Genomic DNA, 15,090 nt, shown 5'->3' on the forward strand with positions numbered 1-15,090 from the left:
CTAAGCTTTTAATTATGAAATTTGAAAACAATAAATCCGGAAACGGAGGAGTTCTTACACTAAACAATGAACTTACAGAAATTGGCAGACTGACCTACACCATCTTCCCGGAAGAAAACAAATTCATTATATCCTTTGTTTTAGTGCATCCTGAATTTGAGGGCAGAGGAATGGGAAAATACCTCGTAGAAGAGGCCATCAGATTCGCAAGGGAAAACAATTGGAAAGTGTATCCTCATTGTTCTTATGCCAGATCAGTAATGATGAGAATGAATGATGTAGATGATATTTTTTTAAAGAATTAAAACCTCGTTTAACAGTATTTGTTCAATATCATCAGGGTAATCTACTTTAATGTGATGATCTGAAGCTACCCATTCCATTATTTCCCCAAGCTTTAATACTTTAGAATTGGGAATTCCCATCTTATCCAGAGCACAGGCATTGCACTCCTGCTCATATTGATTATGAATTGGAATAACAAACAACTTTTTATCCATAAAGAGAGCTTCAGCCGGAGCTTCAAAACCTGCATTACATAAGATACCATCACAATTTTCAAAACAGGTCAGGTATTCCTTTTCATCGATGGGGAATATTTCAACATTTTTTATTTTAAGCCTCACTTTACTGTACTTGGAAAAAACCTTCCACTGCACAGGAATTTGTTTTAATACTTTAATAATATTTTCATCAGAAAAGCTTGGTAAATAAACCAGGTAGTATCCTTTTTTATCAGGATTAAGATTTCGTATTTTATGTCTTATGACCGGCTTCTTTATTTGTGGATGATAATTTTCAAAATGAAAACCAATCCTTCTTTCACTGGGTACATAATACTTCAAGATAAGTTCACCCAGGAAATCTCTTTTTTTAGGTTTTGGAGTTTCAGCAAAACTCATCGAAGCCTGATGACTAAGCTCAATCATCGGAAGATTCTTTAGCTTGCTTGCCCACCCCGTTAACGGTTCATAGTCATTAATGATGAGATCGTACTGCTTTAGTTCCAGATCATTGATTGTTTTTACCGCCTCAATAAATTTATTTTCAGTAAATGTTTTTCGATAGGATAAACCACCTGTTTTGTTATAGAGTAAGGAAATCCCTTTATATTGAAAGTTAATGTCAAAATCAGCCTTTAATTGCGATTGATGACCACTGATTAAAGTATCAACCGAAGCATATTTTTTTAATATAGGAATGATCTCCTGAGCCCTTGCAACATGTCCGTTACCTGTGCCTTGAAACGCATATAAGATTTTCATTCAGAAAAGTTAGTTACAATTTTAAGAAGTTCGTTGGTATCAAGATCCTGAATTTCCTCTGTTTCATCATCCTGCAGCAGATGTTTATGCTCATCATAGTAAAAGATCTTCCATTCTTTATCATGGTACTCCAAAGCTGATAAGTTCTCTATCCAGTCTCCGGAATTAAGATAAGTGCAAGCGCCTTTTTTATTGGTAACTTTACGAATTTGAGGCTGATGGATGTGACCGCATATAACATAGTCGTAATGATTATCTATTGCAAGTTCAGAAGCCGTAAGTTCAAAGTCACCAATATACTTTACCGCCTTTTTTACGTTATTTTTGATTTTTTTGGAGAATGAGTATTTTTCCCTACCCATTTTTTCCAGGATCCAATTAACGACGTTATTGATCATGATTAGCAAATCATATCCTTTTCCGCCTAGTTTTGCGATCCATTTAGAATGTTGAACAGATGCATCAAATACATCACCATGAAAGATCCATGTTTTCTTTTTATCAATATCAAGACAGATTTTGTTGCAGACTTTAAGTTTACCTAATTCGAAATCGGTAAACTTTCGGAACATCTCGTCATGATTTCCGGTAATGTAATATACCTTGGTATTTTTTGTTGCAAATGAGAGAATCTTTTTAATTACCTTCAAATGAGGTTTAGGGAAGTAAGACTTTTTGAATTGCCAGATGTCAATGATATCACCATTCAAAACCAGAATTTTCGGTTGAATAGAATTCAGATATCTTAACAATTCTTTAGCCTTACATCCATAAGTTCCCAAATGCACATCCGAAATAACAACTAATTCAACGTTTCTTTTCATAGTTTTATGCAAAGAAACTAATTGAAAGTTAACTGTATATGAATGTTATATTATTTTTTTACAAAGAGTTCATGAGCTCCTCTGTAATTTCCATGTTATGATAAACATTTTGTACATCATCATCTTCCTCAAAGCGATCAAGCATTTTCATATTGGCTTTAAACTGCTCTTCAGTAACTTCTTTTGTATTGTTTGGAATTCTTTGAAGCTCTGCGCTTTTAACTTCAATTTTTAGTTCATCTAATTTATGAGATAAAGAACCGAAATCTTCAAATGCAGTAGTGATCATTATTTCTTCATCATCTTTATCAATATCTTCTGCGCCACCATCAATCATCTCCATTTCAAATTCATCCCAATCCATTTTTACCTGGCTTGGATCGATGTAAAAGATCCCTTTTCTATCGAAGATAAAGGCAAGTTCCCCGTTTTTCCCCAGGTTACCATCAAATTTATTAAAGACAGCTCTTACATTCGCTACCGTTCTTGTCGTATTATTTGTAGTACATTCTACAAAGAAAGCAACTCCTCCTTGTCCATACCCTTCGTATGTTACCTCTTCATAGTTTTCAGCATCAGCTCCACTTGCTTTTTTGATTGCTCTTTCCACGTTATCTTTCGGCATATTTGCACCTTTGGCATTCTGGATGCATCTTCTTAACGCCGGATTTGATTCCGGGTCTGCTCCACCTGCTTTTACTGCTAACGCTATATCTTTACCAATTTTAGAGAAAGTCTTGGCCATTTTATCCCAACGCGCCATTTTCGAAGCTTTTCTATATTCAAACGCTCTTCCCATTTTTATTTTTAAATTTTGAACAAAATTACTTAAAAGTCAACGAAAAAAAAATACCTCCAAAAAATTTGGAGGTATTAATTATTTAGAAAAATTAATTATTTTTTCTTTTTAGCAGCAGCTTTTTTAGCTGGAGCTTTTTTCTTAGCTGTAGATTTTTTCTTAGCTACTGCTTTCTTAGCAGGTGCATCAGCGTAATCTTTCTTAGCGATTGAATTCCATTGAGCATCATCTTCGATAGCAGTTACAACTACTTTTCTATCAGCTTGTCTTTCAGCATCAGAAGCTGTTGCAGGAACTGTAGCTTTAGCTTTACCAACACCTACAGATTTAAGTGCGTTAGCATCTACTCCTCTTGCATCTAAAGCAGCAACTACAGAAGCAGCTCTTTCTCTAGATAATTTCAAGTTGTAAACTTCAGAACCTTTAGCATCTGTTCTTCCTTCTAATAGATAGTGACCTCCATCTTTCTTAATGATATCAGCTGCTCTATCTAACGCTGGCTTAGACTCAGCTTTGATTGAAGACTTGTTGAAATCGAAATAAACATTTCTGAATTCGTTTTCTACTTCAGTTGCAGTTTGTTTTTTAGGCTTAGGACATCCGTTGTATTCTGGTAATCCAGGAACTGTAGGACAAGCATCATCTTTATCAAGGATACCGTCACCATCTGTATCTGGCCAAGGACAACCGTTGTTTTCAGCTGGACCTGCTACTGTAGGACAAGCATCATCTTTGTCGATAACACCGTCACCATCTGTATCTGGCCAAGGACAACCGTTGTTTTCAACTGGTCCTGCTACATCTGGACATTGATCGTCTTTATCTGGAACTCCATCACCGTCAGTATCAGGACATCCTTGGAATTCTGGTAAACCTGGAGTATCAGGACAAAGATCGTCTTTATCTAAGATACCATCTTTATCTCTATCTCTGTTACCAAATCTAAAGTTCAAAGATGCAGAAGCTTGCCAGAAGTTTGCAACTGTAGATTTATCACCTGGAGTTGAAACATAATCTCCTTGAACACCTAAACCGAAGTTTTTAGTTACCCAGAAGTTGATACCAGCACCAGTAGAAACTGTAAAGAAGTTAGCTTTACCGTTTTCATTACCGTTATCCCCGTTACTGATAACATAACCGTTAGCGTCAGTTCTTGGGAAAGTTAATGCAGTATAATCATGTCTTAAATAGTTCGCACCTACTCTTAAGTATGGATCAAACCAAGACTCCTCGTTCCATAAAAGACCCGCTGCCTTAGCTTGGAAACCAAGACCAGTCATTAGGAAAAATTCTTTCCCGCTGTTGAATCTCTTATTGTCAACGTTCCCTACTGAAGTCTGCCAGTCGATTACTAAACCTTTACCGATATTTCTTGCTACAGTAAGTTTAGATAATGGAGGCGTAATAGAGAAGTTGTTCATATTGAACAAAGTCTTTGTTAAATTTCTTGCAGCAAAAGTATTACTGAAGTTGTTTCTCTGAGCTGTATGATTTTCCGCATGAGCACCAACTCCGATCATCCACGGATTGTTGGTAGTCTGTGCGAATACAGTAGAAGCAACAGTAAGTGCCAATGCTGAAATTCCTAATTTTAGATTTTTCATAGAATTAAATGATTAAATAATTGATATTGCAAAATAAATATAATTTTTCTTTATATACAAAGTTTTTTGAATGATTTTTAACTTTTCTTTAATATTCTATCCAGGGTTCGTTTATTTTCTCTATCTTTTATCGCTTCCCTTTTATCAAAAAGCTTTTTCCCTCTTGCAAGGGCTATTAAGACCTTAGCTTTTCCCTTATCCGTAATATACAACTTCAAAGGTATAATTGTGTTCCCTGCATCTTTTAACTTTTTCTCGAATTTTTGTAATTCTTTTTTGTGCAAGAGCAATTTCCGTTCCCTTTTTGTTTTATGATTGTAAAAAGTGCCTAATTTGTACTCATCAATCATCATGTTAATGATGTACAATTCCCCATCAATAAACTGACAGAAGGATTCTGCGATAGATGCTTTTGAAGAACGTAAAGATTTTATCTCTGTGCCTGTTAAAACCATTCCAGCTTCAATTTCTTCAATGATTTCGTATTCAAAACGGGCTCTTCTGTTTAATATGTTAACTGTTTTCTCGATCTTCATTATATTAAAATTTCTTTATGAAATATACAAAAATACCTTTCATTTAAAAACTTGACTATTACATTATTATAAATTACCCAAATTCTTTTCGTATTTTTGCGCCAAATTTACAAAACTATATGTTAACAGTATCTAACTTATCTTTACAATTCGGGAAAAGAGTTCTTTTTGACGAGGTAAACATTATGTTTACTAAAGGAAATTGTTATGGGATTATCGGAGCTAATGGTGCAGGAAAATCAACATTCCTTAAAATATTAACCGGAAAACAAGACCCAACCACAGGAAGTGTATCATTAGAGCCTGGAAAAAGAATGTCTGTTTTAGAGCAGGATCACTTTGCATACGACCAATATAATGTCCTTGAAACAGTATTAAGAGGTAACAAAAAGTTATTCGAGATAAAAGCGGAAATGGATGCGTTATACGCAAAAGAAGATTTCTCTGATGAAGATGGTATTAAAGCTGGAGAGCTTGGTGTTATCTATGATGAAATGGGAGGATGGAATTCAGAATCTGATGCGCAAACAATGCTTTCTAACGTAGGAATCAAGGATGATATGCATTGGCAGATGATGAGTGAACTAGAAAACAAAGACAAAGTAAAAGTTCTTTTAGCTCAGGCATTATTTGGAAATCCTGATGTTTTAATTCTCGATGAGCCTACCAATGACCTTGACATCGACACTATCGCATGGCTTGAAAATTTCCTGGCTGATTATGAAAACACCGTTATTGTTGTTTCTCACGACCGTCACTTCTTAGACACCGTATGTACGCACATCGGAGATTTAGACTATGCAAAACTTAATCTTTATACCGGTAACTATTCTTTCTGGTATCAGGCGTCTCAGTTGGCAACAAGACAGAGAGCTCAGGCAAATAAAAAAGCAGAGGAAAAGAAGAAGGAGCTTCAGGATTTCATCGCAAGATTCAGTTCAAACGTAGCAAAAGCAAAACAAGCTACAGCAAGAAAGAAAATGATCGACAAACTGAATATTGATGATATCAAACCTTCTTCCAGAAGATATCCTGCAATTATTTTTGAAATGGAACGAGAAGCCGGAGATCAGATTCTTGAAGTAAAAGGACTTGAAAAATCTAAAGATGGGGAACTTCTTTTTTCTGATATTAACTTAAACCTTAAAAAAGGTGATAAAGTTGCAGTTCTTTCAAAAAATTCATTGGCTATAACTGAGTTTTTCCAGGTATTGGCTGGGGAATCACAACCAGACAAAGGAACATTCAATTGGGGAATTACTACTTCTCAATCTTATATGCCTCTCGATAATACTGACTTTTTCCAGGAAGACATCAACTTAGTTGACTGGTTAAGACAGTTCACTAAAAATGATGAGGAACGCCATGAAGAATTTGTAAGAGGATTCCTTGGAAGAATGCTATTCTCCGGTGACGAAGCTTTGAAATCTTGTAAAGTGCTTTCAGGAGGTGAGAAAATGAGATGTATGTTCAGTAGAATGATGCTTCAGAAAGCCAATATTCTATTGTTAGATGAACCTACCAACCACTTAGATCTGGAAAGTATCACAACACTAAACAACTCTTTATCTAATTTCAAAGGAAATCTTTTACTGGCGTCTCATGACCACGAAATGCTTCAAACAGTCTGTAACAGAATCATTGAGTTAACTCCTAACGGAATTATCGATAGAGAGATGAGTTATGATGATTATCTTGCGGATAAAAAAGTAAAAGAATTAAGAGAAAAAATGTATTCTTAATTGATCAAGACAACTTGAAAATAAATAAAAAATCCTCAATTTATTTGAGGATTTTTTATTTATTTTCAAGTATTTACTATTTAGTAAGTTTTGTTGTTGGTAACGTGACAGTTCCAGGATCTTTCCATAGACCATCCTTTTCTGCTCTTTTCTTAATATTCTGAGCGCGCTTTTCACTATCGGGATGGGAATTAAACATTTTTTGAAAACCGGATTGTGTACTTCCTTCGGAAAGCAAAGCCAACTTTTTAAATGCTGTATATTCTGCTACGACATTATACTTATTCGTTTTCATAAAATCGTATGAGTATACATCTGCTTCAGATTCCTGTTTTTTACTGTGTGAAGCATCCATAAATGCATTAGCCATCTTACCTATCTGACTGTCATTTAATGTGGCTACCGCAGAGGATGCTGAAGATGCAGCATCTAATGCCGCAGCCTTTAAATAAGCAGATTTAATAGCGTCTTTAGTATCCTGATTTTTAACATGACCGATTTCATGTCCGATTACTGCCAGCAGTTCATCATCTGTCATTATATCCATTAATGAGGAAAACACGCGAACGCTTCCGTCTGCACAGGCAAAAGCATTAATATCTTTTACTTTATACACTTTGTAATTAAGATTAAGTCCATCTTGTGATTTATGTTTACCGAAAAGTTTATTCAGTCTGATGGTGTATGGGTCTTTAGGGCCGGCCACAGGGTTATTTTTATCCATCCATTCCACAGATTCTTTAGATAACTTTACAGCATCCTCATTTGTAAAAGTGAGTACCTTCGCTCCTTTAGAAGCAACATCTGTAATTTTTCCTAAGCTAATTTTTTGTCCCTGAAATGCGTGAACAGCTCCCAGTAAGCATATGCTTAAAACAATTCTTTTCATATTAATTTTATTTTCCTTTTGGCCCGCGAATATAGGATTTTTTCAACAAAAAAAATCCTTTTCTGAAAAATTTCAGAAAAGGATCCACACCTAATATTAAGAAATCACCTACACAATAAATAAAGATGCAATTGCTGTTGCATCACTACCACTTAAAATTTCATCGTAAGCAGCAGAACCTGCTGCAGCTCCAAATGCAGTTGAAGTATTGTATCCGGCTTGATTTGTATTATCCTCACCCGCGTACACAGGGTTTGTTGCAGACGGCATATTTCCTCCGTTGGCCAGTTCAATCCATCCTTTATTTCCTCTCATTCTTCTTACTTGCGAAGCATGTCTGGCTTCTACAGAGTGAATTTGTAAAGCAGCCTGTAATACTACTTTATTAGACATTACATTTCCTGCCTGTCCCTTATAGGCTCTAACACCCGTATCTTCAAAGGCTTGCGCCAGAACAAGAAACTGATTATAATCTGTAAACGGAGTAAAATTACCTCCCGCCGTAAAGTCAAAAGTAGGTTTCGATGCGGGTGTAACTCCCAAAGAGGTCAATGTACTTTTCAAGAAACCAACATGTGCAGACTCATGTTTAGAAATTTGCATAAAAACGGTACGGTCAGCATTAGGAATTAAACTTGCTGTAGATAGTCCAATACTGTAATATTCATTTTCTAAGTATTCCAGCGTCAGGGCCAGTTGTAACGCATCGGTTAAAGCACTTTTTAAAAAGCTTCCTGTAACTGGTGTTGTATTTCGGTTTTCAGCTTTCGCCGGAGTTGACATTGCGACTCCTAAGCCCAGAGGAACCGAAGCAATAGCTGCTTTTTTTCCAAATGCTGAAAGATTTGTAATGGTCTCTAATCTTGATGCTTCTGTTGTAAAGAATTTATCATCAGAAAATCTATCTAGTAATTTAAGAATGTTCATAATAGTACGTTTTTAAAAGTAAATAATTTAGTTAATGCCTCTTTCTTTCCAGGTAAAAGGTGTCTTTATAAATCCTCCTGCAGCCATTACAACATCTTTTGGCTCTTTTGCCACATCCAATCCATTGGCATCAATTACATCATCCCCTGAAAAATCAGCAGATCCGGGATTGATAAGATTTCTGATCGCAGAAGCATGTCTTGCTTCCACAGAAACTATTTTCCCTGCAATTACTAAATAGTTAGGATCCGTAATATACTTTCCTGCTGCATTATACGCAGCAACACCTGTATCTTCCAAAGCCTTAGCAGTAGCTAATACTGAACTTCTGTTATTAAAATTCACACCCGGATATTGAAATTCAAGCTTTGGCAGTACATTAGCAGTAACTCCTGATATTGCAGCTTTAAAGAAATCCCGATGGATTAATTCGTGATGATAGAGGTCAGTAAATAATTCTTTTTCAATGGTTGAAATACCTGAATAAAAACTGTTAACAACTTTAGTATAGAAATCTGCTTCGAGCTGCTCAAGAGCATAAGCATAATTCAATACCCCGACATCGCCTTTACCAAGGTCGAATACCTGGTCGTCTGTCATTTGAAAATCATCATTATCATCACAGCCTACTAATGCAAGACCTGCCATGGCAAGTCCAATGCCGCCGAGTTTTAAGAAATTTCTTCTACCGGTATCCAGTGTGGCACCCTGGCTAGAAACATTAATCGTCTTTTTCATAATATTAATTTTTAAAGTGTTTAGTTATTTAATATCATTTACGACAATCAATTATCTTTGGATTTACAAAATCAAAAAAATGTTAACTTTTCTCTAAAACTTTTCCAAATAACCTATCGAACATCTAAAAAGCGACTCGATAAATATTAATAACAAATCAGAATTGAAAGGTCTTTAACGTCACTTAAAATCTTTGTTTTATATTATTATATTAACAGTTCATCATTCCTTTTTAAAATATATTTTCCCTATTTTTGTGAAATGAGTCAAAAATGGATTTACAGACCTGAACCCGATGAGGAAGTTGTAGACAGATTAAGTTCGTCACTTGGTTTCGGAACTTTTGAATCTAAACTTCTCGTTCTTAGAGGAATTGACAATTATCAAAAGGCAAGAGAATTTTTTAAGCCCAATCTCACTGATATACATAGTCCGTTTTTAATGGCTGATATGCAAAAGGCTGTAGAGCGTATTGCAACAGCTATTGAGAATGGTGAAAAAATATTGGTTTATGGAGATTATGATGTAGATGGAACAACTGCTGTTGCGCTGATGTATTTATACCTCAGCAAAATAGTTCAGAAAAAATATCTTGATTATTATATTCCGGACAGAAACTCTGAGGGATACGGTATTTCAACAGAAGGGATAGATTTTGCAAAGGAGAATGGATTTTCTTTGATTATAGCTCTGGACTGTGGGATCAAAGCAATTGATATGATTAATTATGCGCAGAATTTAGGCGTTGATTTTATTATTTGTGACCACCACTTACCAGGAGAAGAAATTCCTAATGCAGTTGCCGTATTAGATCCTAAAAGAAGTGATTGCAGATATCCTTTCAAAGAGCTTTCAGGGTGCGGAGTTGGCTTTAAATTATGCCAGGGTTTAAATACAATTTATAAAATACCGGATTCGGAGCTGTTTGAATTAACCGATTTGCTTGCAATTTCTATTGCTGCAGATATTGTCTCAATGACCGGAGAAAACAGGGTTCTGGCCAAAATGGGTTTAAAAACCCTTCGAAAAACAAGAAATTTAGGATTAAGACTCTTAATTCCCGAAGATAAACTTTCCCATTTTGAAATTTCAAACATTGTTTTTGAAATTGCTCCAAAGATCAATGCTGCCGGTAGAATTTCTCATGGAAAAGCAGCTGTAGAACTTATGGTTTCAGATAATCTGAAACATGCGCATCAGATTGTAAGTGACATTATGGGACTTAATGATGAAAGACGGGAACTCGATATGAATTCGACGCTTTCGGCACTTAATCAAATCATTGAATCGCAACAGGAAACCAACCTGACAACGATTGTTTACCATCCTGAGTGGAATAAAGGTGTTATCGGAATCGTGGCATCCAGACTCATTGAGACTTATTATAAACCCACTTTGGTTTTTACAGATGGTAACAACGGAGAAATGGTTGCTTCCGCAAGATCAGTTTCTGATTTCGATGTTCATGAGGCGTTGGATATGTGCTCAGAGTACTTTTTGAAATTTGGAGGACATCATGCTGCGGCTGGACTTTCAATGGAAAAATCAAAATTCGAGGCCTTTAAGGAAAAATTCGAAAAGGTGGTCGCTGAAAAGATTCAGGAACACCAGAAAGAATCATCGATCATTATAGATTCTGAAATAGAAATTGATGATATCAACCGCGAGTTTATAAATTTCCATAGAAAACTGGCACCCTTTGGTCCACATAATATGAAACCCATCCTCACTTTAAGGAACCAGAAATTATCCGGTTATATAAAAACAATGGGGAAAGATAATAACCACGTGAAATTTTATATTAAACAGGAATCCACCGGTAGAAATATAGAATGCGTTGGTTTTAAATTGGGGCAATTTTCTGAAGACTTCAGAAATAAGCATTTCGATCTCGCATTTACTCTGGAAGAAAATCACTGGAAAGGAAATGTAACACACTACCTGAATATAAAGGATGTGAAGTTTAGGGACTAAGGATAAAATACAACTTTAACACTATACTTTGCATCTCATATACACCTGCAAATGAAAATGAAAAAAATCGGTTTATTCTTCGGATCTTTCAATCCTATACATATTGGACATCTTATTCTTGCGAATTATATTCTGGAAAATTCAAATATGGAAGAATTATGGTTTGTTGTAAGTCCTCAAAATCCTTTTAAGGATAAAAAATCATTGCTTAAAGATCATAATCGACTGGATATGGTGCAGGCAGCTATTAAAAATTACCCGAACATGAGGGCTTCCAATGTGGAGTTTTCTTTACCCAGGCCAAGTTATACTATTGACACTCTGACGTATCTCAATGAAAAATACCCTGATCATTCATTCAGCTTGATTATGGGAGAGGACAATTTGGAGGGCCTCCATAAATGGAAAAATTCCGAAACTTTATTAAAGAATCACCATATTATTGTTTATCCACGAATTTTTGAAGGCGAGAAAAAAGATTCTGAGTATGTACAACACGAAAATATTTCTTTTATCAAAGCCCCTATCATTGAAATTTCTGCAACAGAAATTCGCCATATGATCAAGGAAGGTAAAAATGTGCGTCCTATGCTCCCTCCTGAGGTTTTTGAATATTTGGATGGTAGTAGTTTTTATAAGTAATTTTGCGGAGTAGAAATCAGATACTGAAAACTATCTAGAAGGTAAAGAGGAACTCTTAACTTTTAATTCTCAATTTATAAGTAAATAAATGAATTTCATCGAAAAATTTTTCTCAAAATATCCCCAGGAAAAAATCATTAAATGGTTCAAGCAAATCTGTGTAGCTGAAGCAGTTTCCTGTTTTTTACTTTATGGGGTTGCCATGATCTGGAAGAGATATGATGACGAAGGATTGCTTCCCACAATTTTTATTATTGTCATCGGAAACATTCATGGTCTTTTTTTTACTATATATCTTTTACTTTGTCTTCCGGTGAGAAAAATATTCAAATGGGATGACGAAGATTTTGTTTTTGCTCTCCTCTCGGCATTTTTCCCATTTGCCACAATATGGGTGGACAAAAAATTAGCCCGTTTCGACAGAGAATAAATCGGTTCTCCACTGAATATACAATATATTAAAAAAGGACTTATCAGTCCTTTTTTTATTTATCTACATTGCATTCCTGTACATATCTATCACATCACTTTTAATTGAGCAATAATCAACATCGAAATATAACTGAGACAGAAACTTTTTTTAGTCTCTTTTATGTTAATTTTTCCTAATTGCCGATTATGATGTAACAACTTTAGAACTTAAGTTGTCTAAATAATTGAAACAATCTTAATCTGTAAAATTTTTAATTTAAAATTTATATCCTGAAAATCAACAAGTTAATAATAAGTCAAAAACATTTTAAGTACTTTGTATTGCATAATACTAAATTTATTATATATCTTTGTAATGTTAAATAATAACAAATACAAGCTATTAACAAACTAAAAATAAAATCATGAAAACGCCACTTCTCATTTCAGCTTTATTTTTCAGCGGATTTATTTTTGCCCAACAAAAATCTGATACTTTAAAAACTAAAAATATAGAGGGTATAACTTTAAAGAAACAGGTCTTTAGAAAACAAAGCGACCGTTTTATTTATGATGTTGCATCATCCCCTATTGCGAAAGGAACCAACTCTTTCAATCTGCTAAAACAAACTCCTATGGTTTCCAGCATTGACGGAAAATCATTAAAAATTATGGGAAAGTCAGAAGTTGTTATCTACATCAATAATAAAAAGACCAACATGGATTCTGAATCATTAATTGAAATGCTAAAAAATACGCCTTCAGAGGATATTCAGAAAATTGAGGTAATTACAGTCCCTGGCAGTGAATTTCAGGTTGAATCCAACGAGGGAGTTATCAATATTGTGATGAAAAAGAAGAGGAATAATGGTTATAATGGAACTTTGAAAATGCAAAATGAACAAAGTTATTATAACAATCCTTCAGCCGGAGTTTCTTTTAATTTCAGACAGAATAAATTTGCTGTAAACTCCAATTTCAATACAGGAAGCTGGACAGAAAGAGAAAAATACAGATTATCTAACGGAGATTCTACATTTAAAAATGAATCTTTTGGTTTTAATGATGATCCAAATAAAAATTTTGGCGGAAGCGTAAATATTGATTATGAAATCGATAAAAAACAGAACCTCAGCTTCACTTATAATATGAGGTACAACAAGAGCTTTAACTCAATCTTAGATATCACAAATATTCAGAACGGAGTTTTAAAAAACAGAACCGTAAATGATGAAGACGCACAAAGAAGAAACCATTCTTTCAATTTAAATTATGAAATAAAAACGGATACATTAGGTAGTAAACTGACTTCCAATATTTCATATTTGTGGTTTAACAGGGATAAATACAGTATTAACGAAACCTTCCCATTTGTAACTGACAAGGATAACAAATATGGAGCGTTTAAACAATGGGTTCCCCAAATCATCAATAATTATGCTGCTAATATCGACTACCTTAAAAAAACAAAATCTGGAGATTCATGGTTGATGGGAGTAAGCTATAACAATACGAAAACAGATAATGATACAAGACAGGATATCTATACTGCTAATGGTTTTGTAAATGACTACGATCAAACAAATTATTTTATTTACAAGGAAAACATCTTAGGAGCATATATCACTTATGAAAGGAAATTAAACGAAAAATTGTCCAGTAAAATAGGAACCCGTTATGAAATGACTAAAAGCAGCGGAGAGATTCTGGGAAAAACCAGCTTCGACAGAAATTATAACAACCTGTTGCCGTATGTTAATATCAACTATGCAATTAATGCAGATAATAACATAAGCTACACTTTCTCAAGCCGGATCAGAAGACCAAGATTCTGGGAACTGAATCCATCAAGAACTTACTTTACACCGGATAATTATACTCAGAATAATCCTTTTGTATTAGCTTCTAAACATTACAATCAGGAAATTAACTATATGTTTAAGAATGCATTTTACGCAAATTTAAGCTTTAACTATGTAGAGGATGCTTCGAATCAGGTGCCATTACAAGGAACAGTCACCAAACCGGAAAAGGACAAAAATGGTCAGATCATTCTGGATGAAAATGGAAATCCTAAAATGGTTACGACTAAATTCCTAAGATATATCAGAACGAATTATGGAAATAACAAACAGCTGGGTCTCACTCTGGGAATGAATAAATCATGGATCAAAGAAATCTGGACAACCAATTACTCTGTCAATTTAGCTTATGTAATGTATTCAGGGACAGTAAGTGAAGATCCAACATCTGTTCAAATACCAGGACAAACAGAAGTTCTTGCCCCGTATATCGTTGATGTGAAAAATTTCAATTTTTCAGCACAGTTTAATAATACCATCCGCTTATCTGCCAAAAAAGACTGGTTCCTGGGAATCAATTATTTCTTTGCAAGCAAAAGTAAAATGGAAATCGGAGAAATGGGTATCAGACAAAGTCTCGACCTGAGTGTCAAAAAGATCATGGGTAACTGGACTTTTGTAGCAGAATTATATGATGTGTTTAACCAAAACTTCAATAAAATCAATGGTGTCCAGCCTAATGGCAGCTATAATAATGTGACCAATTTTGGTTATCCAAGAATATTGAATATCGGGGTCACTTATAACTTCGGAAACCAGAAACTGCAAAAAGCAAGGGAAATAAAATCAGCAAATGATGCTGTAAAATCAAGAACTTAATTAACTAACCTATTACAGCTTTAGATCAAATACATAAGAGTCCAAAGCTCCACAAAAA

Annotated in this window: 14 protein-coding genes; 6 read left to right on the forward strand and 8 right to left on the reverse strand. The window is 34.7% G+C overall.

What is annotated here, in order from left to right:
- The first annotated feature begins 14 nt into the window (after window positions 1–14).
- Entirely contained in the window at window positions 15–305 is a 291-nt protein-coding gene (locus G9C87_RS19950; RefSeq protein ID WP_172284432.1) for a GNAT family N-acetyltransferase, read from the forward strand.
- On the opposite strand, the gene G9C87_RS19955 is transcribed toward G9C87_RS19950, so the two are convergent.
- The 5 genes from G9C87_RS19955 to smpB all read right to left on the reverse strand — a co-directional run bounded on the left by G9C87_RS19955 (window position 294) and on the right by smpB (window position 5,028).
- Window positions 294–1,265, reverse strand: coding sequence for a glycosyltransferase family protein (locus G9C87_RS19955; RefSeq protein WP_172284433.1), 972 nt, complete (start codon window positions 1,263–1,265; stop codon window positions 294–296). The genes G9C87_RS19950 and G9C87_RS19955 overlap by 12 nt on opposite strands.
- Window positions 1,262–2,089: a UDP-2,3-diacylglucosamine diphosphatase gene (locus G9C87_RS19960; protein ID WP_172284434.1), complete on the reverse strand. Its 828-nt coding sequence runs from the start codon at window positions 2,087–2,089 to the stop codon at window positions 1,262–1,264. The genes G9C87_RS19955 and G9C87_RS19960 overlap by 4 nt, the downstream gene beginning before the upstream one ends.
- Window positions 2,090–2,147: 58 nt before the next feature.
- Window positions 2,148–2,888 carry a YebC/PmpR family DNA-binding transcriptional regulator gene (locus G9C87_RS19965; RefSeq protein WP_172284435.1) on the reverse strand — a complete coding sequence of 247 codons (741 nt, stop codon included), beginning with the start codon at window positions 2,886–2,888 and terminating at the stop codon, window positions 2,148–2,150.
- Window positions 2,889–2,983: 95 nt separating this feature from the next.
- Entirely contained in the window at window positions 2,984–4,492 is a 1,509-nt protein-coding gene (locus G9C87_RS19970; RefSeq protein ID WP_172284436.1) for an OmpA family protein, read from the reverse strand.
- 77 nt (window positions 4,493–4,569) lie between these two features.
- Entirely contained in the window at window positions 4,570–5,028 is a 459-nt protein-coding gene (gene smpB / locus G9C87_RS19975; protein WP_172284446.1) for an SsrA-binding protein SmpB, read from the reverse strand.
- Window positions 5,029–5,147: 119 nt separating this feature from the next.
- Between smpB and G9C87_RS19980 the strand changes: the two genes are divergently transcribed.
- Window positions 5,148–6,770, forward strand: coding sequence for an ABC-F family ATP-binding cassette domain-containing protein (locus tag G9C87_RS19980; RefSeq protein ID WP_172284448.1), 1,623 nt, complete (start codon window positions 5,148–5,150; stop codon window positions 6,768–6,770).
- Between the two features lie 76 nt (window positions 6,771–6,846).
- Here G9C87_RS19980 and G9C87_RS19985 read toward each other — a convergent pair whose 3' ends face one another.
- From G9C87_RS19985 to G9C87_RS19995, 3 genes are all read right to left on the reverse strand, one after another.
- Window positions 6,847–7,659 (reverse strand): M48 family metallopeptidase, encoded by an 813-nt coding sequence (locus tag G9C87_RS19985; protein ID WP_172284450.1) that lies wholly within the window; start codon window positions 7,657–7,659, stop codon window positions 6,847–6,849.
- A 108-nt stretch (window positions 7,660–7,767) separates the two neighbouring features.
- Window positions 7,768–8,586 (reverse strand): ferritin-like domain-containing protein, encoded by an 819-nt coding sequence (locus G9C87_RS19990; protein ID WP_172284452.1) that lies wholly within the window; start codon window positions 8,584–8,586, stop codon window positions 7,768–7,770.
- Window positions 8,587–8,613: 27 nt separating this feature from the next.
- Window positions 8,614–9,324, reverse strand: a complete 711-nt coding sequence (locus tag G9C87_RS19995) for a ferritin-like domain-containing protein (protein WP_172284454.1) — start codon at window positions 9,322–9,324, stop codon at window positions 8,614–8,616.
- Window positions 9,325–9,585: 261 nt separating this feature from the next.
- Between G9C87_RS19995 and recJ the strand changes: the two genes are divergently transcribed.
- From recJ to G9C87_RS20015, 4 genes are all read left to right on the forward strand, one after another.
- Window positions 9,586–11,298 carry a single-stranded-DNA-specific exonuclease RecJ gene (gene recJ, locus G9C87_RS20000; protein ID WP_172284456.1) on the forward strand — a complete coding sequence of 571 codons (1,713 nt, stop codon included), beginning with the start codon at window positions 9,586–9,588 and terminating at the stop codon, window positions 11,296–11,298.
- Window positions 11,299–11,355: 57 nt separating this feature from the next.
- Window positions 11,356–11,940: a nicotinate (nicotinamide) nucleotide adenylyltransferase gene (gene nadD, locus G9C87_RS20005; protein ID WP_172284669.1), complete on the forward strand. Its 585-nt coding sequence runs from the start codon at window positions 11,356–11,358 to the stop codon at window positions 11,938–11,940.
- Window positions 11,941–12,028: 88 nt separating this feature from the next.
- Window positions 12,029–12,370, forward strand: a complete 342-nt coding sequence (locus G9C87_RS20010; RefSeq protein WP_172284458.1) for a DUF3817 domain-containing protein — start codon at window positions 12,029–12,031, stop codon at window positions 12,368–12,370.
- Between the two features lie 406 nt (window positions 12,371–12,776).
- Window positions 12,777–15,032, forward strand: a complete 2,256-nt coding sequence (locus G9C87_RS20015; RefSeq protein WP_172284460.1) for an outer membrane beta-barrel family protein — start codon at window positions 12,777–12,779, stop codon at window positions 15,030–15,032.
- The last annotated feature ends 58 nt before the right edge of the window (window positions 15,033–15,090 follow it).

Origin of the sequence: Chryseobacterium sp. LAM-KRS1, assembly GCF_013184525.1 — a bacterium.
In the GTDB taxonomy this organism is placed as follows: Bacteria; Bacteroidota; Bacteroidia; order Flavobacteriales; family Weeksellaceae; genus Chryseobacterium; species Chryseobacterium proteolyticum.

Excerpts from the sequence above, each read along its gene's own strand:
- G9C87_RS19960 (WP_172284434.1), bottom strand. The coding sequence starts at position 2,089 with ATGAAAAGAAACGTTGAATTAGTTGTTATTTCGGATGTGCATTTGGGA.
- G9C87_RS19995 (WP_172284454.1), bottom strand. The coding sequence starts at position 9,324 with ATGAAAAAGACGATTAATGTTTCTAGCCAGGGTGCCACACTGGATACC.
- G9C87_RS19990 (WP_172284452.1), bottom strand. The coding sequence starts at position 8,586 with ATGAACATTCTTAAATTACTAGATAGATTTTCTGATGATAAATTCTTT.
- G9C87_RS19955 (WP_172284433.1), bottom strand. The coding sequence starts at position 1,265 with ATGAAAATCTTATATGCGTTTCAAGGCACAGGTAACGGACATGTTGCA.
- nadD (WP_172284669.1), top strand. The coding sequence starts at position 11,356 with ATGAAAAAAATCGGTTTATTCTTCGGATCTTTCAATCCTATACATATT.
- G9C87_RS20010 (WP_172284458.1), top strand. The coding sequence starts at position 12,029 with ATGAATTTCATCGAAAAATTTTTCTCAAAATATCCCCAGGAAAAAATC.
- G9C87_RS19950 (WP_172284432.1), top strand. The coding sequence starts at position 15 with ATGAAATTTGAAAACAATAAATCCGGAAACGGAGGAGTTCTTACACTA.
- recJ (WP_172284456.1), top strand. The coding sequence starts at position 9,586 with ATGAGTCAAAAATGGATTTACAGACCTGAACCCGATGAGGAAGTTGTA.
- G9C87_RS19980 (WP_172284448.1), top strand. The coding sequence starts at position 5,148 with ATGTTAACAGTATCTAACTTATCTTTACAATTCGGGAAAAGAGTTCTT.
- G9C87_RS19970 (WP_172284436.1), bottom strand. The coding sequence starts at position 4,492 with ATGAAAAATCTAAAATTAGGAATTTCAGCATTGGCACTTACTGTTGCT.
- G9C87_RS20015 (WP_172284460.1), top strand. The coding sequence starts at position 12,777 with ATGAAAACGCCACTTCTCATTTCAGCTTTATTTTTCAGCGGATTTATT.
- G9C87_RS19965 (WP_172284435.1), bottom strand. The coding sequence starts at position 2,888 with ATGGGAAGAGCGTTTGAATATAGAAAAGCTTCGAAAATGGCGCGTTGG.
- G9C87_RS19985 (WP_172284450.1), bottom strand. The coding sequence starts at position 7,659 with ATGAAAAGAATTGTTTTAAGCATATGCTTACTGGGAGCTGTTCACGCA.
- smpB (WP_172284446.1), bottom strand. The coding sequence starts at position 5,028 with ATGAAGATCGAGAAAACAGTTAACATATTAAACAGAAGAGCCCGTTTT.